This window comes from Sporosarcina sp. SG10008, assembly GCF_044569405.1.
GTDB lineage: Bacteria > Bacillota > Bacilli > Bacillales_A > Planococcaceae > Sporosarcina > Sporosarcina psychrophila.
Genome location: NZ_CP172607.1, coordinates 4572999 through 4593661, shown reverse-complemented (window position 1 = coordinate 4593661; position 20663 = coordinate 4572999). Strand labels below are relative to the sequence as shown.

The 20663-nt window shown below is 42.2% G+C and carries 21 protein-coding genes; 5 read left to right on the top strand and 16 right to left on the bottom strand.

Going from position 1 to position 20663, the window contains the following annotated elements; all coding sequences use genetic code 11:
• Window positions 1-474: 474 nt before the first annotated feature.
• From ACGLYD_RS21710 to ACGLYD_RS21680, 7 genes are read right to left on the bottom strand one after another with little or no spacing between them, the layout of a single operon-like run.
• A complete protein-coding gene (locus ACGLYD_RS21710; protein ID WP_067205214.1) occupies window positions 475-855 on the bottom strand; it encodes a Na+/H+ antiporter subunit G in 381 nt (126 codons plus the stop codon).
• On the bottom strand, window positions 833-1117 hold the full coding sequence (locus ACGLYD_RS21705; protein ID WP_067205211.1) for a Na(+)/H(+) antiporter subunit F1: 285 nt from the start codon (window positions 1115-1117) through the stop codon (window positions 833-835). The genes ACGLYD_RS21710 and ACGLYD_RS21705 overlap by 23 nt, the downstream gene beginning before the upstream one ends.
• Window positions 1117-1599, bottom strand: coding sequence for a Na+/H+ antiporter subunit E (locus ACGLYD_RS21700; protein ID WP_067205208.1), 483 nt, complete (start codon window positions 1597-1599; stop codon window positions 1117-1119). Before ACGLYD_RS21700 ends, ACGLYD_RS21705 begins: the two co-directional genes overlap by 1 nt.
• 46 nt (window positions 1600-1645) lie before the next feature.
• Window positions 1646-3130, bottom strand: coding sequence for a Na+/H+ antiporter subunit D (locus ACGLYD_RS21695; RefSeq protein WP_067205205.1), 1485 nt, complete (start codon window positions 3128-3130; stop codon window positions 1646-1648).
• A complete protein-coding gene (locus ACGLYD_RS21690; protein WP_067205202.1) occupies window positions 3123-3461 on the bottom strand; it encodes a Na(+)/H(+) antiporter subunit C in 339 nt (112 codons plus the stop codon). The genes ACGLYD_RS21695 and ACGLYD_RS21690 overlap by 8 nt, the downstream gene beginning before the upstream one ends.
• A gap of 3 nt (window positions 3462-3464) precedes the next feature.
• Window positions 3465-3887, bottom strand: a complete 423-nt coding sequence (locus ACGLYD_RS21685; protein WP_067205198.1) for a Na(+)/H(+) antiporter subunit B — start codon at window positions 3885-3887, stop codon at window positions 3465-3467.
• On the bottom strand, window positions 3877-6288 hold the full coding sequence (locus tag ACGLYD_RS21680; RefSeq protein ID WP_197485357.1) for a Na+/H+ antiporter subunit A: 2412 nt from the start codon (window positions 6286-6288) through the stop codon (window positions 3877-3879). The genes ACGLYD_RS21685 and ACGLYD_RS21680 overlap by 11 nt, the downstream gene beginning before the upstream one ends.
• Window positions 6289-6822: 534 nt before the next feature.
• On the opposite strand from ACGLYD_RS21680, the gene ACGLYD_RS21675 reads away from it, so the two are divergent.
• Entirely contained in the window at window positions 6823-7497 is a 675-nt protein-coding gene (locus ACGLYD_RS21675; RefSeq protein WP_067205195.1) for a histidine kinase, read from the top strand.
• Between the two features lie 221 nt (window positions 7498-7718).
• Here the strand turns inward: ACGLYD_RS21675 and murB are convergent, their stop codons facing one another.
• Entirely contained in the window at window positions 7719-8639 is a 921-nt protein-coding gene (gene murB / locus ACGLYD_RS21670; RefSeq protein WP_067205193.1) for a UDP-N-acetylmuramate dehydrogenase, read from the bottom strand.
• 198 nt (window positions 8640-8837) lie between these two features.
• Here murB and ACGLYD_RS21665 point away from each other — a divergent pair, with 198 nt between their 5' ends.
• Window positions 8838-9365 (top strand): YceI family protein, encoded by a 528-nt coding sequence (locus ACGLYD_RS21665; protein ID WP_399630508.1) that lies wholly within the window; start codon window positions 8838-8840, stop codon window positions 9363-9365.
• Window positions 9366-9603: 238 nt separating this feature from the next.
• Here the strand turns inward: ACGLYD_RS21665 and ACGLYD_RS21660 are convergent, their stop codons facing one another.
• The gene (locus ACGLYD_RS21660) at window positions 9604-10242 is read right to left on the bottom strand and encodes a DsbA family protein (RefSeq protein ID WP_067205187.1); all 639 of its coding nucleotides are present in this window, start codon (window positions 10240-10242) and stop codon (window positions 9604-9606) included.
• Between the two features lie 102 nt (window positions 10243-10344).
• Here ACGLYD_RS21660 and ACGLYD_RS21655 point away from each other — a divergent pair, with 102 nt between their 5' ends.
• The gene (locus ACGLYD_RS21655; RefSeq protein ID WP_067205185.1) at window positions 10345-11721 is read left to right on the top strand and encodes an FAD-dependent oxidoreductase; all 1377 of its coding nucleotides are present in this window, start codon (window positions 10345-10347) and stop codon (window positions 11719-11721) included.
• Between the two features lie 106 nt (window positions 11722-11827).
• Here the strand turns inward: ACGLYD_RS21655 and ACGLYD_RS21650 are convergent, their stop codons facing one another.
• Both ACGLYD_RS21650 and ACGLYD_RS21645 read right to left on the bottom strand, forming a co-directional pair.
• Entirely contained in the window at window positions 11828-12754 is a 927-nt protein-coding gene (locus ACGLYD_RS21650; RefSeq protein ID WP_338653784.1) for a manganese-dependent inorganic pyrophosphatase, read from the bottom strand.
• Window positions 12755-12794: 40 nt separating this feature from the next.
• Window positions 12795-13238 (bottom strand): RrF2 family transcriptional regulator, encoded by a 444-nt coding sequence (locus ACGLYD_RS21645; protein WP_399630504.1) that lies wholly within the window; start codon window positions 13236-13238, stop codon window positions 12795-12797.
• Window positions 13239-13400: 162 nt separating this feature from the next.
• Here ACGLYD_RS21645 and hmpA point away from each other — a divergent pair, with 162 nt between their 5' ends.
• Window positions 13401-14588 (top strand): NO-inducible flavohemoprotein, encoded by a 1188-nt coding sequence (gene hmpA, locus ACGLYD_RS21640; protein ID WP_067205177.1) that lies wholly within the window; start codon window positions 13401-13403, stop codon window positions 14586-14588.
• A 727-nt stretch (window positions 14589-15315) separates the two neighbouring features.
• On the opposite strand, the gene ACGLYD_RS21635 is transcribed toward hmpA, so the two are convergent.
• The 4 genes from ACGLYD_RS21635 to ACGLYD_RS21620 form a co-directional block, all read right to left on the bottom strand.
• Entirely contained in the window at window positions 15316-16116 is an 801-nt protein-coding gene (locus tag ACGLYD_RS21635; protein ID WP_338653786.1) for an alpha/beta hydrolase, read from the bottom strand.
• A 426-nt stretch (window positions 16117-16542) separates the two neighbouring features.
• Complete coding sequence (locus ACGLYD_RS21630) at window positions 16543-17598, bottom strand: hypothetical protein (RefSeq protein ID WP_340741333.1); 1056 nt, start codon at window positions 17596-17598, stop codon at window positions 16543-16545.
• 331 nt (window positions 17599-17929) lie between these two features.
• Window positions 17930-18445, bottom strand: coding sequence for a type 1 glutamine amidotransferase domain-containing protein (locus tag ACGLYD_RS21625; RefSeq protein ID WP_187046535.1), 516 nt, complete (start codon window positions 18443-18445; stop codon window positions 17930-17932).
• Window positions 18446-18508: 63 nt separating this feature from the next.
• On the bottom strand, window positions 18509-19123 hold the full coding sequence (locus ACGLYD_RS21620; protein ID WP_197485356.1) for a DNA-3-methyladenine glycosylase: 615 nt from the start codon (window positions 19121-19123) through the stop codon (window positions 18509-18511).
• A gap of 196 nt (window positions 19124-19319) precedes the next feature.
• Between ACGLYD_RS21620 and ACGLYD_RS21615 the strand changes: the two genes are divergently transcribed.
• On the top strand, window positions 19320-19610 hold the full coding sequence (locus ACGLYD_RS21615; protein WP_067205165.1) for a nucleotide pyrophosphohydrolase: 291 nt from the start codon (window positions 19320-19322) through the stop codon (window positions 19608-19610).
• A gap of 156 nt (window positions 19611-19766) precedes the next feature.
• Here the strand turns inward: ACGLYD_RS21615 and ACGLYD_RS21610 are convergent, their stop codons facing one another.
• The gene (locus tag ACGLYD_RS21610; protein WP_338653792.1) at window positions 19767-20657 is read right to left on the bottom strand and encodes a glycine betaine ABC transporter substrate-binding protein; all 891 of its coding nucleotides are present in this window, start codon (window positions 20655-20657) and stop codon (window positions 19767-19769) included.
• Window positions 20658-20663: the final 6 nt, after the last annotated feature.

Sequence of the window (20663 nt, the reverse complement as noted above, 5' to 3'; positions counted from 1 at the left end):
GAGCATTAACGCATCACAACCAATCATATATCCCTCACACCGAGCATTAACACAACACAAACAATCATATCCCCGACACCGAGCATTAACGCATCACAACCGATCATATATCCGCGATACCAAGCATTAACGCAGCACAACCGATCATATATCCCCGACACCGAGCATTAACGCATCTCACCAATCATATATCCGCGATACCGAGCATTAACGCAGCACAACCAATCATATATCCGCGATACCGAGCATTAACACAGCACAACCAATCATATATCTCCGACACCGAGCATTAACGCAGCACAACCAATCATATATCCCCGACACCGAGCATTAACACAGCACAACCAATCATATATCCCCGACACCGAGCATTAACACAGCACAACCAATCATATATCCCCGACACCGAGCATTAACACACCCCAACCAATCATCCATCCAAATCCCCTCAACAAAAAAAGGATAGGACAGCCACTAACGGCCGGTCCCATCCTCTTCTATTTTATCCTTATGCAAAACCTCATATAATTCATCCTCAGTAGAAATATCCGCTAACTTCACATTCGACCGGTAAGCCGCTCGGACGATCAAATGTCCGGCAACCGGTGCAGTTAGAAAGACGAACACAATTCCTAAAAGAAGGCGTACACTTACGAAATGTTGACTGAACAAAAAGTAAATAAAAGCACCTGACAAGGTTAGCAAAACAGCGAGCGTCGAACTTTTCGTCGCAGCATGAGATCTCGTGTAGACATCAGGCAGCCGAAGCAATCCAAAGACACTGATTACGCTCGCAACTCCGCCTGTTAAAATCAGAAAAGCGCCTACGAATTCACCTATCGTGTTTACGTTCAACGATAACACCCCTCTCGATGAATTTAGAGAAGGCAATTGTACCGATGAACGATAGAATTCCCAAAATAAGAATGACTTCTAAAAATGCTTTCGTGTTCATCACCACTGAAATGACGGCTATCATAGCAATCAAGTTTACACCAATCATATCGAGCCCGATAACGCGGTCCGGCATCGAAGGGCCGAGAATGATTCGTATGACAGCTATTGCAATCGTTATTGAGAATAATACGAGCGAAGTCGTCAGCATTGCTTGAATCATCAGCGGGTCACCTCCATGATTGCTCTTTCAAAGTTATGCAGTTGCATCAAAAGTCCATCGCGAGATTGTTCGACGTCCATCGCGTGAATAAACAGGACATTTCCTTCAGGGGATACTTCCATGACGACAGACCCCGGGGTCAGCGTCAAAAGCAACGACAGCATCGTCACTTCTGAATCACTCTCTAAGACTGTTTCATATTTAAAAATACCCGGTTTAATTTTCAGCTTTGGGCTAAGTATTTGTTTCAATACAACTACGCTCGATTTGGTCAATTCGGATATGAAGATGAAAAGTAGCTTGAATGTTGCATACAAACGGCGCAAGTAGAATTGCGTGCCGAAAAATCTATGCATGAAAAATATGATTCCTATCCCAACCAGGAAGCCGGCAAAGAAAGTCGTAAACTTTAGCTCATCCTCATCGATTAAGAGCATCCAGAGCAGAGCTATAAATAAATTCAACAGTAACTGGGCTGGCATTAGCCTTCACCTCTTCTTTTCGGTCATTGGACGGGATTGTCTTCGATTAACGGTTGTCATTCAAAACCGCGTCTATATAGATATCAGGATTTGTCAGTGTTCGGGCTGCATCTGAAACGTATGGCGCAAGTGCCTCTGCTCCAACTCCCAGCGCAATTGTCAGTACACCAAACAGGACGAGTGGAATAAGCATCCCTTTTTTAAGCGGTACATCGTCATCTTCATTGATAATCGTTTCGCCCCAAAAGCAGTTTAGGAAAATCCGCAGAAGTGAATACAAAACGAAAATACTTGATAGGAACGCGATTGCAAGCAAGACGAACGCACCCGCCTCAATCGCCCCTTGGCCAACGTACACCTTTCCGATGAACCCGCTAAGCGGCGGAATTCCCGCAAGTGACAGCATTGTGATGAAGAACAGCCACCCAAGTAATGGATAATTGCGAATCAACCCACTCATATTTTCAATCCTTGCAGTTCCAGTTAAGTAGATCATCGTCCCTGCGATAAGGAATAACAAAGCTTTAATAATCATGTCATGGATAAGATAATAAATAGACCCTTGAATCGCCACTTCTGTCGAGACAGCAAGGCCAACGAGTATAAACCCTACTGCAATGACGACGTTATAGGACACAATCTTCCGGATATCATTGTAGGCGATTGCACCAATACTACCGCCAATCATCGTGATTCCCGCCATAATGCCAATCATCAAATGTGTAACACCAGGCTCGTGATAAAAAATGAGCGTAAACACGCGGAACATTGCATAGATACCGACTTTCGTAAGCAAAGCACCGAACAAAGCCGCAACTACTGTCGGTGGTGCACTGTATGACCCTGGCAACCAGAAATATAGAAGTAGTCCAGATTTCAAACTAAATACAATGAGGAAGACAATGCTAATCACTGTCAACAGCGGCCCTTGCCCGACTTCTGCAATACGTACTGATAGATGTGCCATATTAAGCGTACCTACCGTACCATATAAGTACGCGATTCCAACGAGGAAAAACCACGATGACAGTACATTTATAGTTATGTATTTAATTGATTCGACGAGTTGAACTTTCCTGCCTCCAAGTGTTATGAGCACATAAGAAGATAGAAGCATAACTTCAAAACAGACGAATAAGTTGAACAAGTCACCCGTTAGAAATGAACCATTAACGCCCGCAATCAGGAAAAAAACGAACGGATAAAAGAACATATTCTCATGCGCTCGACCAATCGACGAGAACGCATAAATTAGAAGGATTCCTGTTACAATCGCTGTCGTCAATACAAGTAGCATAGAGAATGAATCTGCGACAAATGAAATTCCGTATGGTGGCAACCAGCCCCCGAAATCGAGCCGTAAAATACCGTCCGCCTGAATCATGTTCAAAATATAAACACTGATCGCTACGGTTGCTACGATTGAAACAAGACTGAACGCCCGTTGAACTTTCACATAAGGCCGGAGAAATACAAGTAAAATCCCTGTTAATAAAGGTATAATCATTGGCATAACTATAATATTATTCATCTTTGAACCCTCTCAATGCAGCGAGATTGTCCGACCCAGTCTCTTTGTATGTTCGATATGCAAGCACCAGTAAAAAGGAAGTCACTGCGAAACTGATCACTATTGCAGTCAGGATAAGTGCCTGTGGAAGAGCATCCGTGTAGCTCTCCGCATTTTCACCTAATAGTGGGACTGCTCCTTTTTTCAAGCCGCCCATCGTCATTAATAGCAAATGCACAGCATGCGACAGGATTGCCGTCCCTAAAATGACCCGAACTAGACTTTTAGATAGCAGCAAGTAGACAGCGACCGTTACAAGGACTCCAACGAGTATCGTTATTAACGTTTCCAACAGCTACACATCCTCACTAATACTTAAAATAATCGTTACAACAACACCGACAACAGTCAGTGCAACCCCTGCCTCAAACAGCACGACCGTCGCTAATTCCGTTTCCCCGAACACTGGCAAGTTGAAATGACTAGCCGTCTGTGTAAGGAATGAAGCACCGAATAGAACTGATCCTAAACCCGTTCCGACTGCAAGCAATACACCAAACGCTGCAATCTTCTTGAAATCGAATGGGATGCCCTTATGGACTGTTTCGATATCGAACACCAAATAGAGAAGAACGAACGCGGAAGATAGGACGAGACCACCAATGAATCCACCTCCCGGATTATTATGACCGGAAAGGAACAATTCCACGCCGAACGTCAAAATGATGAAGACAACAATCTTCGTTACTGTCTGTAAAATGACATCATTAATCTTCAACGTCCTCGTCCCCCTTTCCAGCCTTCAGTTTAATCAATGTAAACACGCCAATACCGGCGATAAAAAGTACAACTACTTCGAGCATCGTATCGAATGCCCGGAAGTCACCCAATATCGTATTGACGATATTCTTTCCTCCCGCCAACTCATAAGCATCTTCAAAGTATACTGAAATCGACTCGAACATCTTATTGCCTTGTACGACGAGTGCAAGAACTGTAACAACCGTTCCTACCGAAATGGCAATAATGCCTTTGAAAACTTTTAATGACCTTGTCGATTTCTCCTTGCTCCATTCAGGTAAGAAATAGAAACATAAGAGGAATAACGCAGTCGTCACTGTTTCTACGATAATTTGTGTCAAAGCCAAATCTGGTGCCCGGAACACGACAAAGAGAATAGCAATTGAATAACCGAGAACACCATTTAACAGGATTGCCGTCATACGTGATTTTACAAAGATGATCGCAATACTCGCACCCATCATTACGAAGATGATGATATACTCGCTAACCGTGATGGGAGCATCGTTAGAAAAATCGATTGAAAACCCACCGGTCCATAACAGGCCGCCACCGACAGTTAGGATGAAAAAAACAAATATATATGCAAGATAATCCCTGAGGTATCCCGTCATATAAGTCCGAGTCAAGAAAGATGAAGCTTTCTCCGCCTGCGTCAACAAGCCGTTATACATAGAATCGAGATTCCAGCGCATAGGTGCAAGCGAGTAAACCCCGCGCCAATAACGAAGGAAGAAGTATAGCAATGCGCCCACTACGATAACACCAATTGTCATCATGATAGCTCCATTAAAACCATGCCAAGCAGTTATATGCGGGACAAGGCCTTCCGCACCTTCAAACGGAGGTAAAACCGAAGCCATTGCAGGCTTTAACAAATACTTTCCGACTACATTCGGGAAGAAGAAAATACCTACAACGAACAGTGCAAGAATCGACGGAGCAATCAGCATCCCAACTGGCGCTTCAAATGCTTTTCTATCAAGACGGTCCGGTTGATGTTTCCCAAGAAATGTCTGAAAAACGATAATCATGCTATAAACGAATGTCAACACGCTTGCAATCCAAGCAACAACAGGCAATAAGCTTCCCATAAGCGGCCCCATTGCGAAAATGTCGAGATTACGCACATTCAGTACGGATTCGAAAAACATTTCCTTACTAAGGAAACCGTTAAACGGCGGTAATCCTGCCATCGAAAAACTGCCGATAACAGCGATTGTAAACGTCACGGGCATGAGTGACATCAGTCCGCCAAGTCTACGAATATCTCGCGTTCCAACTTGATGATCGACAATACCAACGACCATAAAGAGAGCACCTTTGAACGTTGAATGGTTAATAAGATGGAACAAAGCGGCAAATGTCGCCTGTGTATAAATAACTGAGTCCGCGCTGTAGCCTTCGTTAAGCGCCGCTGAACCAAGTCCGAAGAGGCTCATGATCAGACCCAGTTGACTAATTGTTGAGTAGGCGAGCAATGCCTTCAGATCCGTTTGCCGCACCGCATTGACGGATCCCCAGAACAATGTAAATATCCCCACGCCAGTAACTGTATAAAACCACACCGCTTCCCCACCAAATACAGGTGTGAAGCGTGCGACAAGGTAAATCCCTGCCTTAACCATTGTCGCGGAATGTAAATAAGCACTGACCGGTGTCGGCGCTTCCATGGCATCTGGTAGCCAGATGTGGAATGGAAACTGGGCTGACTTCGTAAATGCACCAAGCAAAACGAGTAGCATTGCCGGTAAAAACAAACTTTCATTTGTATACTGACCAATTGTTGCAATGATTTCGCGCACACTGAACGACCCAGTCATTGTATGCAACATGATAAAACCAACAAGCATCCCTACTCCGCCAGATACAGTGATGAGCATTGATTTTTGTGCACCATACCTAGACTTTTTGCGGTGGTACCAAAATGCGATTAAAAGAAACGACGAAATACTCGTCAATTCCCAAAAAACATATAGCACCATTAAGTTGTCCGAGAATATTACTCCAAGCATCGAGCCCATGAACATCAAAAGATAAACGTAAAAACGCCCTAATGCTTCGCGTTCAGACAAATAATATATGGAATAGAGAATTACGAGGCTCCCTACCCCAGTAATTAAAAGGCCAAAAATCATACTGAGACCATCTAGATACGTCGTAAAATTGATCCCAGCAGAATCAATCCATTTAATCGTATGTATATATGTTTTCCCTCCTGCAATCGCGGGAATGAAACTGGCAAGATATATGAATAGGACGAGTGGAACGGACATGACAAACCACCCGATATTGCGACTGCGCACCCTCTTATAAATGAACGGGACGAGTAGAGCAGCCAAAAACGGGATAAAAATAGCTATCGTTATCGCCAACAAATGCAAACCTCCAATACTAAACAGATTAAGAAAAGCACAAGGCGCGGTTTAGCCCCGATAAGTAGAAGGGATTAAGTTCGGACCCTCCCTACTGGTAATCTTGAAGATAAAGGCGTACTAAGCCTTTTCAGCCAGACCGAGGCTAATGGAAGGAAGTCTGAAGTCTAGACATCGACCCATGTAGAAAAATTTGTACCTTCTTACCTTTTAAAACAGTTGTAATAAACCACCTGAAAATCTACAGAAATACACAATCCATATTATGTATTACTTGTAAAACTCATTATTATATTGGGCAAACTTGACCTTCAGCGTGACTGGCGGGATAATAGGGAGCTATAGATAATAGTATTAGGGGAAGCTCAAAGAGATTACACAATAAATTATACACTATTACCATACTCTTAGCACTTTGAAGCATTCGCATCTTGTCAAATCGTTCATTTTCATATATAATTGTTTGGTTTTCAATCAGTACTAAACTTCTAACATGAATTCGACTAACCAAAATATAATTAAGAGGTGACTACCGTCATGGGCAAAGTAAAAGGTCGTATGGACGAGAGTATTCTCGTTTGTGTCTACTACGGTCCAAATGGTGAGCGTCTCATTAGGCGCGGACATAAAATTGCAACGATCATGGATTGTCCAATGTATATTTTAACAGTGGACCCGCTTCCTTATGATGAATTTGACGCGGAAAAATCCGAATATATCGATCGTTGGAAAGAACTCGCTGAAGAACTTGAAGTAGAAGATTTCATAATCCGGGATAATGAAAAACGTACTTCCGCAAAAGTTATTAAGGAAGTAGCTCATACACATAACATTACCCAAATCATTCTTGGGCAAACTGCTCAGAGTAGATGGGAAGAGATTACTAAAGGTTCGTTCATGAACGTATTGTTACGAGAAATCACATTCGTCGACTTCCATGTCGTTTCTGTCGATCGCGCCATCAGAGACGAGATTGACGGCATGTTCGAAAAAGGCGTACGTGCCTACTTAGTCGAAGACAGTAACGGTTTCCGCGTCAACTTCACGCTTTCAAAAGAAGTTCGCTTTGAAGGTATTTTCTTCAAAGAAGTTGGAACTGACTTCAACAATGGGATCTTCAAATTCATGAGTAACAATAAAATGTGCCAAGTGCACATTACAGACGACCAGGTAACCGACCCTGCACTGCTCTCTTGTAAAAACGCCAGATGATAAGAAAAGCGCAAGGCGCCTTTTAACCCCAACAAGCGCTGGAGAAAAAGGCGATCTCTGCCTTTAAATAAAGGACTGAAACTCAAAGAAGACAGTCTAAATTTGCGACTTTGTGTTGAGATTGATGCCTGGAGCCTAAACACTGCTCTACGTCAAAAAACATATAGTTTCCTAAAAAAACAAAAAAGCGGATAGCCCAATCATGGGTCATCCGCTTTTTGCTATTCCGTTATTTCTTCGCCGACGATTTTCACTTCAAGTTCCAGTTCAACGCCGAATACTTTTTTCACTTCCGCTTTCACCATGTTAATTGTCTGAATGTAATCGGATGCGGTCGCATTATCTTTATTGACGATAAAACCAGCATGCTTCAATGAAACTTCTGCTCCGCCATGCCCTTTTCCCTGAAGACCGCAGTCTTGAATAAGTTTGCCCGCAAAATAGCCCGGTGGTCGTTTGAACACACTTCCGGCCGATGGATACTCAAGCGGTTGCTTTGATTCACGCTGGAAGGTTAAGTCTGCTACCTTCCCATCAATGACACCCTGGTCTCCTTGTGCGAGTTGGAAATCTGCCGAGAGAACGTAGTAGCCCTCTTGCGATATAATACTCTTCCTATAACCGAGCTCAAGTTGTTCTTTTGAAAGAACTAACCGCTCTCCAGCTTTCGTTAACACTGTTGCCTGCACAATTATATCTTTTATCTCCCCACCATACGCGCCGGCATTCATCGCCATTGCGCCCCCGATGGAGCCTGGAATTCCACAGGCAAATTCGATACCCGACAGTGTAGTCGCTGCCGCACGTTTTGAAACGTCAATGATTAGTGCCCCCGCCTCGGCATGCACAAGTGATCCTTCAATCCTTATCGTATTGAGTTGTGACAAGTGAAGGACAATTCCTCTTACACCGCCATCCCTGACGACCATATTCGACCCGTTTCCGAGTAATAATAATGGAATATTATTTTTATATGCGTAACGTACTGTCGCCTCTGTTTCATCTATTGTTCCAGGTATGACAAGAAGGTCTGCAGCTCCTCCAAGTTTTGTCATCGTGTATTTACATAGTGACTCGTCAATTAATAATGTACCTGTTGTAATTGTTTTCTGAAGTTCTTCATACCATTGATGTTTCGACATCAACATTCAATCCTTTCAATTTAAAGCTTTTCATCTTTAATAGTATGCTTGCAAACTTATACTTTGACAAGGAATACTAATTAGAATAAAGGTCTTACTATTCACCTTATTCAAATTAAATTCATTTAAATACCTTGACTTCAAGATACTTATCGAATATAGTAAGAACATAACTTATTCAGAGAGGAAGTTTTTCCAATGACAAAATGGACAGTAGACGCTTCACATACAGGTGTTGGTTTTTCAGTTAAGCATATGATGGTTTCTAAAGTAAGAGGACGTTTTACAGGCGTAGAAGGTACAATCGAAGGGAATCCTGAAGATTTGACGGGTGCTAACATCAACTTCACAATCGACGCTACAACAATTCATACAAATAGCGACGATCGTGACAACCACCTTCGTTCTGCTGATTTCTTCGATACAGAAACATTCCCGACAATCACATTCGTTTCAACAGATATCGTAAAAAAAGGCGATAACGAATATGACGTTACTGGCGATATGACAGTTAAAGATGTAACGAAAAAAGTTACATTCGAAGCTGAGTATGAAGGTACAGGTAAAAACCCTTGGGGCGTAGACGTAGCTGCTTTCGAAGTCGAAGGGAAAATTTCAAGAAAAGAATTCGGTCTTACATGGAACCAAGCGCTTGAAGCAGGCGGCGTTCTTGTAGGTGACGACATTAAAGTCACAATCGATTTACAAGCAAACCCAGCTCAATAATAACAAAAGCGCAAGCGCCTGCTAAGCCCCGACAAGCGCCGGAAGGCTTGAAGGGAAAGGCGTTCTTTGCCTTTATCAGCAAGCCTGAAGCGACTCGAGGGGCTAGGCGCTGGAGTCTAGACGTGAAATCTCTATGTTGTAACTTATCCTAGTTCGAGATTTTATAATTTAATAAATAACTTAAAAAATCGGCCATGCGATCATTATGATCACATGGCCGATTTTTTATTTCTTTTGTTTAAACTTCTTCTTCCGCGGCTTGTCGAAGTGCATTTGCAAATGCTTCTGCCGGCTGCGCTCCTGAGATTGCATATTTGCGATCGATAACGAAAAACGGAACACCTTTCACACCTATTTGCTGGGCTTCTGCGATATCCATTCTTACATCATCTGCAAACTCATCAGAATCAAGAACTGCTTTCGCACGGTCGCGTGAAATTCCTGCTTCTTCGGCAATGCGAAGCAATACGTCTTCTGCACCTATTTTTTCACCATCTATGAAATAAGCTTTCAGTAAACTTTCCGATACAGTCTTATCGAAACCTTCCTGTTCAGCAAGTTTCGCTAGACGGTGTGCATTAAATGTATTCGCTGGCGTCATTACGTCAAAGTTATAGTTCAGACCCACAGATTTTGCCTGGTCAACTACATTATCAGTCATCTTCTTCGCTTCTTCCACACTCATCCCATACTTCTTCGCAAGGACTTCTGTCATCAGTGTATCGGATACTGCGGGCGAATTCGGATCTAGTTCATATGCTTTGAAAACAACTTCAGCCTTTTCCCCAAGACCAGTTTGCTCTAATGCCTCTTCTAATCTGCGCTTTCCAATATAACAAAATGGACAAACATAATCTGACCATATTTCAATTTTCATTTTTCCCGCCACCTTTCATACTCTTCATTTTAAATTCAATCAAAGAAGGGAACAATGAATATGCTTACTACTATTTCAAGCAGACTTGACGGAGGTTATTTTATGTCCAATTCATTATGGCTTAGTACTGCATATCCACGTGAACCATATCCAAAACTTGAGGGCGATGTCACCTGCGACGTCTGCATCATCGGGGGCGGACTAAGTGGAATTGCAAACGCCTATTTTCTAGCTAAAGAAGGGAAAGATGTTATCCTTCTCGAAAAAGATACAATCCTTGCGGGAGCTACGGGCAACTCCACGGGAAAACTGACTGCCCAACATGACTTCGTTTATGCAAAGTTACTAAAACAGTTTGGACGAGACAATGCAAAAATGTATTTTGAAGTGAACGAAGAAGCCGTTCAATTTGGGAAATCTATTGCAATAAAAGATGAATTAAAGGCAGCTGATTCTATTCTTTATTCTCAATCTAAGCTTGGCACTGAATTACTCCGTTATGAGATGAATGCATACAAGGAACTTGGCATCCCAGGTGAACTGGGGAGGAATTCTGAATTACCGATTCAGATTGACGCAACACTTACATTGAATAACGAAAGTCAGATTCACCCTGTGCGATTCGGACAACATCTTGCGCGTCTTGCGGTTGAAGCAGGAGCGCGTATTTACGAACATTCGGATGTTTTATTAATGGATTTAAAGAAACGTCTACTTTCTATGAAATCGGGACATGAAGTTCAATTCAAGGAACTAATATTATGTTCACACTACCCGATTGAAGCACTGCGTGGGCTACAAATTATGAAATTGTCTGTCGATCGGTCTTATATCGTCGCGGCAGAAGGTGATATGCCACTTCGCGGGCAGTATATTGCAGTCGATGAACCAAAACGGTCCATCCGAACGGCACAAATCGATGGAAAAACGTATTTTCTGCTGTCTGGGGAAAGTCATCAGGCGGGAATGGAAAGCGATACACAGATACATTACAATCGGCTTTACACCGATTTGCAAGATGTGTATAACCTCTCTCCCCTGACTCATGGCTGGTCCGCGCAAGACCCGCAGACACCCGATCTGATTCCATACGCGGGAATTATTTCTTCTAGCATGCCTTACGTCTATTTAAGTACGGGATATCGAAAATGGGGACTATCGAATTCAATGGCGAGCGCCCGGATTATCAGCGATCTAATTGTCGGCAAAGAGAATCGTGCTTCCGAACTTTATTCGCCTGATCGAACAGGGTTTGGTACATTCTTACTGCAAGCTTTGAAAAATACTGGGCTTGTCTTAAAAGAGTTTACTGGCGGTCATATTACACGGACGGACTCCCCCATCTGTACGCATATGGGCTGCCGGACGAGGTGGAATGCCGGCGATGAAACATGGGATTGCCCGTGCCACGGCTCACGCTTTCGAAAAGACGGCTCCGTCCTCGAAGGCCCTGCGACGAAACCACTTGATTTGAAATAGGATATGGCTATCATAACTAATCCGAGATACCAGCTCATCCTCAATTAAAACAAAAAGGTTGCAATCCACTTTACGCGGACTGCAACCTTTTCCTATTCACTTCATATCATTTCAATGCTTCAGTCAATACTGGAACAATTTGCATCTTACGGGAGACGACACCTTTCAATGTTGCCGTGTTGTTCACGAGTGTAACATTGAATGCTTCGCTAGCGCGCCCCGCTTCTTTACCAAGTGCCAATACGATTGAGTCGTTGTTCAATATGTCAGTTACGACAAACAAAAACAGGTCGAGCCCTTTTTCAGCAATGACACGGTATAGAAGGTCTTCCAAATCGGCTTGACGATTCATAACATCATTGATGTCAATTGCATTCACTTGTGCAATTTCAATCTTCACTTCATTGATACCAAATTCTTTCGCATCAAGTTTCACAAGGTCTTCGAGCGTTTTACCACTTAAATCTGCACCAGCTTTCAACATAGCCAGTCCATATTCTTGTGCATCCACACCTGTGATAGCAATCAATTCTTCAACCGCAGCACGGTCTTGGTCTGTATACGTCGGTGACTTGAATAATAGTGAATCCGAAATAAGTGCAGACAGCATAAGCCCAGCAATATTTTTCGGTATTTCAACACCGTTTTCTTTATATAGTTTGTTTAAAATCGTTGCCGTACATCCTACCGGCTCTGCACGGTAATAGAGAGGATCGTTCGTTTCAAAGTTAGCAATTCTATGATGATCGACAACTTCGATTACTTGCACATCATCAATATCATCCACACTTTGCTGTTTTTCATTATGGTCGACGAGAATGACTTTCGCTACTTCTGGCGCGGCTTTTTCGATAAGACGTGGCGCTTCAAAACCAAAATATTCAAGCGCATATGCCGTTTCATTCGTTACATCACCGAGTCTTACTGCTTCTGCATTCATTCCCAATTGCTGCTTTAAATACGCGTAACTGATTGCCGATGAAATTGAATCGGTATCAGGATTTTTATGTCCAAAAACAAAAACTTTTCCCATGAAAAATAGCCCCCTGTTTTTTATATTCTATTTCATTTTATCATAATGGATGGTCAAACAAAATCGCTTTGAGCTCATCTTTATTAATGATAAAATCTGCCACTGAATAGTTATCTAAAACTGCTAAATAAGCATTTAACGCTTCGTGTAATGCACCTTTTAATCGGCAAACCGGGGAAAGAATACAACTATTCGACTCAGAATTAAAACATTCAACAAGATGAAAATCATCTTCCGTCCTTCGAACTAGTTTTCCAACGTTGATGTCTTTAGGTTCCACTTTCATCCTGATGCCACCACCACGACCGCGTATCGTTTCGATTAACCCCATCTTCCCTAGCTCGTGCACTACTTTCGTCAAATGATTTTTCGAGATATTGTATGTATCTGAAATTTCCTGGACCGTTGATAATTCCCCTGGCTCTTTTGCTCCCAGATAAATTAAAACACGCAACGAAAAGTCTGTGTACATCGTTAGACGCATAACTTCACCGCTCTTTCAAATACCATTATAACGTTTGTGGCAATTACGTGAAAGAAATGTGACTAACTTTCTAACACCCTCTAAAGATGTATTATAAATATATCTTTAAGCACTTTTATAGTTTAAGCTTGAGTTAACAACTACGAAAGGTCGTGCTACAACATGCTATCACAAGAAACCATTACCATTATCAAATCAACCGTACCTGTATTGGAGCAACACGGCAAAACAATTACAACAGTGTTTTATAAAAATATGTTCGAGGCTCACCCTGAACTGTTGAACATCTTCAACCATGCCAATCAATCCCAAGGACGTCAACAAAACGCACTTGCAGGACTGGTTTACGCGGCAGCTGCAAATATCGATAACCTCAGCGCTGTTTTACCTGCTGTCGTTCAAGTTGCGCACAAACACAAATCACTCAACATTACACCAGAACAATATCCAATCGTCGGCTACTACCTATTAGGCGCTATAAAAGAAGTATTAGGTGAAGCTGCAACTCCTGAAATTATTGGTGCTTGGGGAGAAGCCTATGAAGTTATCGCAGGTGTCTTCATCGGTATCGAAAAGGAAATGTATGCCAAAGCTGAGGAAATGGATGACGGCTGGAAAACATTCAAAGACTTTGTAATCGCGGATAAAGTAGTTGAAAGTGATGTTATTACATCATTCTATTTAAAACCTGTTGATGGCAAAAAAGTACCCTCATACAAACCAGGACAATACATCACGTTACGTGTCACAATTCCAGGAGAAGACTATATCTTGAATCGCCAATACAGTTTGTCACAAGCACCAACAGGCGACTCCTACCGCATTTCTGTTAAACGCGAAGATGAAGTCACACCGAACGGTAAAATGTCCGTTAACCTTCATCGTGAAATGAATGTCGGTGACACAGTTGAAGTTAGTGTTCCAGCGGGTGTATTCCATCTTGATATGGAAAGTAAAAATCCAGTGACACTTATTAGCGGCGGTGTTGGTATCACGCCAATGATGAGCATGTATGAATCCATCGCCAAAACAACACCAGAACGGCCGGCTGCATTCCTACATTCGGCACGTACACGCAAACACCAAGCATTCGATGCAAAATTACGCACGTTGAATGAATCTATGCCTAGTTCCACATATGCCGTGCTCTACTCAGATGAGGGGGATGGCTTTATCAACCCCGACTTCCTTGCCGCTAACGTCATTGAAGGCAGCGATATCTTTGTTTGTGGCCCAACACCTTTCATGCAAGCTGTCATTAAAGGTCTATATGCACTCGGTGTTCCAGAAGAAAAAATAAACTTCGAATTCTTCGGCCCTGCTGAGGAACTAGAACTTGTAAACGCATAATCCGTGACACCTGTTGTTTAGCCAAGAGTAACCAGTGACTAACATGATCAGCTACTGCGCTACGTGTATAGTTGACTTTGGATTGTTTAGGATTGAATGACTTCTATACGATTACGGAATTTCTGGATGTGTAGAGATGCGAATTTGTCGCATCCCTACACATTTTTTCGGTAATCGTATGGTGATCCTTCATCCTTCGCGCTCCAAATGCATAAGTACACGAAGTGCTAAAGCTTTTCGGGACGAAAGAATAAAGGGGCATCTACCTGGATAAAAGCCGCCAAAGATATAATTTTGGCGGCTGATGCTATCTTTAGGATTTTCTCTTTTTTATTAGTAAAGAAGTGTCACTTTCTATAAGGTATCACATAATTACATGCATAATCTTTGCTAAAAGTAAGCAAGGAACCAATTATACAAAGTGCAAGAGTGCCCGAAATTGCATCTTCGGGCACTTACACTCTCCATAGAATGTCATCTATTCTTTTCTTCCAAAACTACTGCATTTTTCACTTGAACATTGAAGGAACGCGACAGGCAACTATTCGCAACAGTATTACTGAAAAGAGTATGGCCCCCTCAGTAAATCTGTCATGAATAGTTAGTCGAAAGCGGGCCGAAAATAGTGCAGTGAAAATGAAGGTCATCAAGCCCTACTCACCAGTATTTCATGCAAATAAATGGTTGTTCAACAGACGTGATCATTCGTCAATCTGCAGAAAAGCCGTCATCCCAGTTGGATGGCGGCTTTTCTTTGTTCGATTTTAGCTATATAATCGATGGCTAACTTATTGAACATTTCCGGTTGGTCGATATTACAAACATGGCCGGACTTTTCAATTTTAACGAATTCAAATCCTTTATTTTTACGAACAACTTCCTCAATCGGCGGAATGAACAAATAGTCTTCCTCACCCATCAAAAATAATGTTGGAATGGCAGTTGTCGATGCTTGTAAGCGGGTCAAGTATGGATTGATAAGCTTAGTGAGGGAAAACCATTTGATAAATTCCTTCTGGTACACTTTTTTGGCTTCATTGACGAAAGCCATTCGCGATTCTTCGTGCTGTTTACGCGGCATAATAATATAAGCAAATAATTTATAAAGGAGCATATAAGGGACAAAACGCTTTACTACACGTCCCCCCAATAATAATAACTTTGTTCGGATATCAAAACGAATAATCGCTCCACCAAGAATGAGTGAGTTTACACGTTCTGGGAAGTTATCTGCCATAGTCTGTGCGACGATCGTCCCAAGTGACATGCCGATAACATGCGTGTCTTTTATGCCAACCTCGTCTAGCACTTCAATTACTTCCTTCGATATATCCATAAATGTATCGCCTTTTTTCCACATTCCACCGGCAGATTGTCCGTGCCCCCGAAGGTCAATTAGGAGAACATTATGTTGTTTTCTAAATTCCCGAATTTGTTTGTACCAGACGGAAGAGCTTCCGCCCGCGCCATGTATGAATGTTACCCAAGGGGTTGTCGGGCTAATTTCGTAAGTTCTATAGTGAAGCAAGCTGCTCACCCTTCCAAGTTAACTATGTCTATTAAACCATCATACATGGAACCAACTCAACCTTCATAAGTGTTCAATCGCTTTATTCTCTGAAAGAGCGACTTCTTTTCGACACAAACTGCAGTAAGAAAAGCGTAAGTGCGTTGGAGACTAGACGTGAATTATCACTTTTCACTATATAAGTTGAAAAAAAGATTCCCTTCAAATCCGCTACGGCGCTCGGGTATGCCTCCCGCCCTAAGCCAAGCAGCTTCGCCGCCAGTCTTAGGGCTTCGGCTCCCCCTTGTAAGGCGCCTTCGCTCAGTTAATATAGGTATTCATTTGTTCAACATATATAGAAAGAGATTTTGTAATTTCCCAAGCCACAAAAAACAAAAACGGTCATCGAAGCTCAGCTCCGTGACCGTCCCTGTTTTTGAAATAGCTTTAGCTCTTAACCTTTGCAGGAAGTTTGAATGATGCGTAAATCAGCGCTACAACAAGGAACAAACCAAGATATCCGATTGTTGGATAGAGTTTAGCTACAAGTTCCTTAAAGCCGACAAAGCTCAATCCAAATCCGATAATGAGGGTGATAAATACGAAAACATTGAATTTCTTCGTACCAATTTGAATGAAACGTGCTCCGAAAGAATAGAACATGCCGACCGCAGTATTGAATATCATGCCGTATAGGATGAACGCCATGAATATGCCAAGTATAGGCGAAACATCGTTGATGATTGCCAACATTGGCATCTCAGCATCTCCAACTGTTTCGATTTTAGCGAAAATCGCCAAGTGGCTAAGCAAGATAAGAATCCCTAAACCAAGTCCTCCGACAAATCCGCCCCATGCCGCTATTTTCTCATCCTTCTCTGTTCCTCCCATGACAATGGTCATTGAGGCTCCTACAGCTATGTTAAACGACACATAGTTGATTGCCGAGATGAACCAGTTTGGCAATGTCGTTTTTACGCCTTGAGCAATTGGATCGAGGACTGCAAAAGAAGTGTCCATGGTTGTTAAACAATAAATAGATACAAGGACAACCGCAAGAATAAGGAATGGTGTAATACTTCCAATTATGCCGACGACCTTATCGACATTAAGCATAACCGTCAACATGACAAGAACAATCATAAGAAGACTGCCGACAAATGGCGGCAACCCGAACTGCTGGTTCAAGTTTGCACCTGCCCCTGCAATCATAACAACCCCTACACCAAATAACGTAATAATTATTATGTAATCAACAATAATCCCTAAGTAACGACCACTTATTTTATAAATGACCTCTTTATGAGAAGTGGTCTGCATACGACTTCCAAGTCGAGTGAGTACCATACCGAGATAAGCAAAAAATGCTGTCGAAATAATTGCCCCCACAATACCAAGAAGACCGAAACTTGTAAAAAATTGTAGAACTTCCTGTCCGGAAGCAAAACCTGCTCCAACGATTATACCGATGAAAGCGCTTCCCATTTTAAGTACTTTTTTCATGATGTCCCCCTAGTTAGTACACGGCACTAAAAATTAGCAACTCCATAAAACCGTCACATTTTTAATATTAAGTGTTATAGTACTCTTCTAATTTATCACTCTTCGGATACCTTTTCAACAATAACAAAAACTTAAGCGCCTAGTCAAGACGGGCAGATATAGGGCAGAACAGCAGAGATGCGTTTCAGTTGGCATATCCCCCACCCCCCTTAAGCATTGAAGTTTAAACGTGAAACCTTCTCCACAGTTTGAGTTTTATAGTCTCCTACTAATACAAAAAAGGCCGCATAATCGGCCTTCTTTGTATTATTTGCTATTCTGCTAATACTATTTACTTTTCGAGAAGTTTTAATGATTCACGATTAAACGCTGGTATGTCCTCAGGTGTACGACTTGTCACAAGCTGATTTTGGCACACGACAACTTCTTTATCCACATATTTCACACCTGCATTTTCCATGTCAACTTTTATCGATTTATAACCCGTTGCATCTCTTCCTTCAAGGGTTTTAGCTGTGATTAAAAGCTGAGGACCATGACAGATTGCAAATACCGGTTTTTTATCATCCATGAACGTCTTCGCAAATTGCACGAAGCGGTCGTCTGCACGTAACTGATCCGGGGAGAATCCTCCAGGGATAAATAATGCGTCAAAGTCTTGCGGTTTTACATCATCGATGCCGAAATCCGTCTTAACTTTTGCAGTACCTTGCTTCCCGGTCACTTCTACACCTGCTGATTTTTCAATTGTCACTACTTCATGTCCAGCATCCTTGAATGCTTTTGCTGGTTCCGTGTACTCCGAGTCTTCAAATAGATTCGTGATTAAAGTTGCTATTTTAGCCAATTTAAATGCACTCCTTTTTTTGTTTGTACTCTTGTTCTATACCTCTTTGAGCTACATTTAAACTTAAGGACGATACTTGGAGACATAAGGACTATCTTTTTCATAAAAACGCCATGGATAATGAACCGCTTCTCCGGAGTTTCCAATACCCACCCGGGGACCAGCCACAATTTCTTCAGGCGCAGCACCTGCGGCAATAAATAGCGGCTCATCTGTCCAATGATGACCGTAATACTTCATTGTCACACCAAGTGCTTTCGATAATTTCCCTGGTCCATTTGTCCAATCTGTCATTTTTAAATGATGGCCACGGTTCTCCTGTATCAGTTCTAATCCAACCACTGGTTCTCCTGCCCTGATAAGAATGGCATGGGGTGTTCCAATTGCTCCGCTCACTACATTCATTAGGGTATGTGTATGCATTTGATAGGTATAAATAAGTCCAGCGGTTCCAAACATGATTTCTGTCCGCTTCGTTCGACGATTATCAAAACTATGCGCCGCTCTGTCTTCAGGTCCATGATACGCTTCCGTTTCAACAATACGAACCACAATATCCCCTTCTGGCTGTTTGTGCACAATATACTGTCCGAGCAAATTTCGGGCCAATTCGAGTACAGGTGCCTCAAAAAATAATTTATCTATAGGTGTATAAATCGCAATCGCCCTCCACTTCATTATTAGTATTCCCTAGAATCACAAGTCTAAGTAACGTATACTCAAGAAAAGCACAAGGCGCCGTCTAGCTCCGACAGGCATACGACGGTTTGTGGAGAGGGCGTTCTACAGCCCTCGCAATAAAACGCCTAATGTCCCGAGGAGTTGGCGCCTGCAGCTGGACATCAAGAAAAACTGTCGAAAGGATGAGATAAATTTGGAAAAGCTACAAACTGAAATACGTGAATTTACGAAAGCTCGCAATTGGGGCGGAAATCATGATGCTCGAAATCTCGCCATTTCAATTTCTTTGGAAGCAAGTGAGTTACTAGAACACTTCCAATGGAAATCTGGAGAAGAAGCAGTCGCTCATAATAAACAGGAAATCGTGGATGAGGCAGCGGACGTATTTATTTATCTATTACAATTCGCTGATCTCATCGGCATAGATTTGGAAGAAGCTGCACGTGCGAAGATGAAGAAAAATGCAGAGAAATACCCTGTATGAATTAAGTAAACCGTTCCCAGTCTTGCGGGAACGGTTTTTGTTAAAGGCAAAAAGCGCCTTTCTCTTATGGTCCTCCAGCGCTTTTCGGGTCTACCAAGGCGCTTACGCTTTTCTTTATTGTCTAGCTACAGCGCCCAGAGGCGCTTACGCTTTTCTTTATTCCTTAATTAATTCTTTTTCAATCAAAAACGCGCGGGCAACGTCTTCTGGTTTCTCTTTATCCAAATCAACGCGGGCATTCATTTTCAGCATATCTTCTTCCGTAATTTTTCCTGCTAAGCTATTAAGCACTTTTTCAAGATCAGGAAACTTCTTCAATGTTTCCTGACGCACGACTGGTGCTGCATCATATTTCGGGAAAAATCCTAGATCGTCTTCCGTTGTGGCAAGATCGAACATCTGAATACGGCTGTCTGTTGTGAATGCTGGAATAACATCAACATCCCCATTTTTCACCGCTTCATACATCACATTTGGGTCCAGGCTCTTCGTGTCTTTGAATGTAAATGGATAAGAAATTACCATATCATCATAGCCATCACCTTTACGCTCATAGAAAGCATGCGGGGCTCCGAATATCATTTCTTCATCTGCGGAAATTCCTGCGAGGTCGGAGTATGTTTTCGCATTGTATTCTTTATCCTTCGTGAAAGCCAACGTATAGCCGTTTTCGAAACCAAGTGGCTCTAGCCATGTCACTCCAAATTTATCTTCATAGCCTTTTTTCACACGTTCCAAAACGCTTTCAGAACTCTCTCCCGCTTTCGATTCTTCTTTCAGAACGTCTTTCAAACCCGTTCCTGTATATTCTACGTAAAGATCGATATCGCCTTTTTCAAGTGCAGGCGTCATGATAGCTACTTCACCTAGACCATCTTTATACTTCACTTTATAATCCGTTTCTGCCTCAATATATTGCCCTAAAATATGTGGCAGTATGAATTGCTCTGTCCATGGTTTTCCACTGATAACAATTTCATCTTTACCGCCGCACGCCCCAAGTAGCAGTGTCAACGACATTAAAATAATTCCTAATCCTTTTTTCATCTTTCT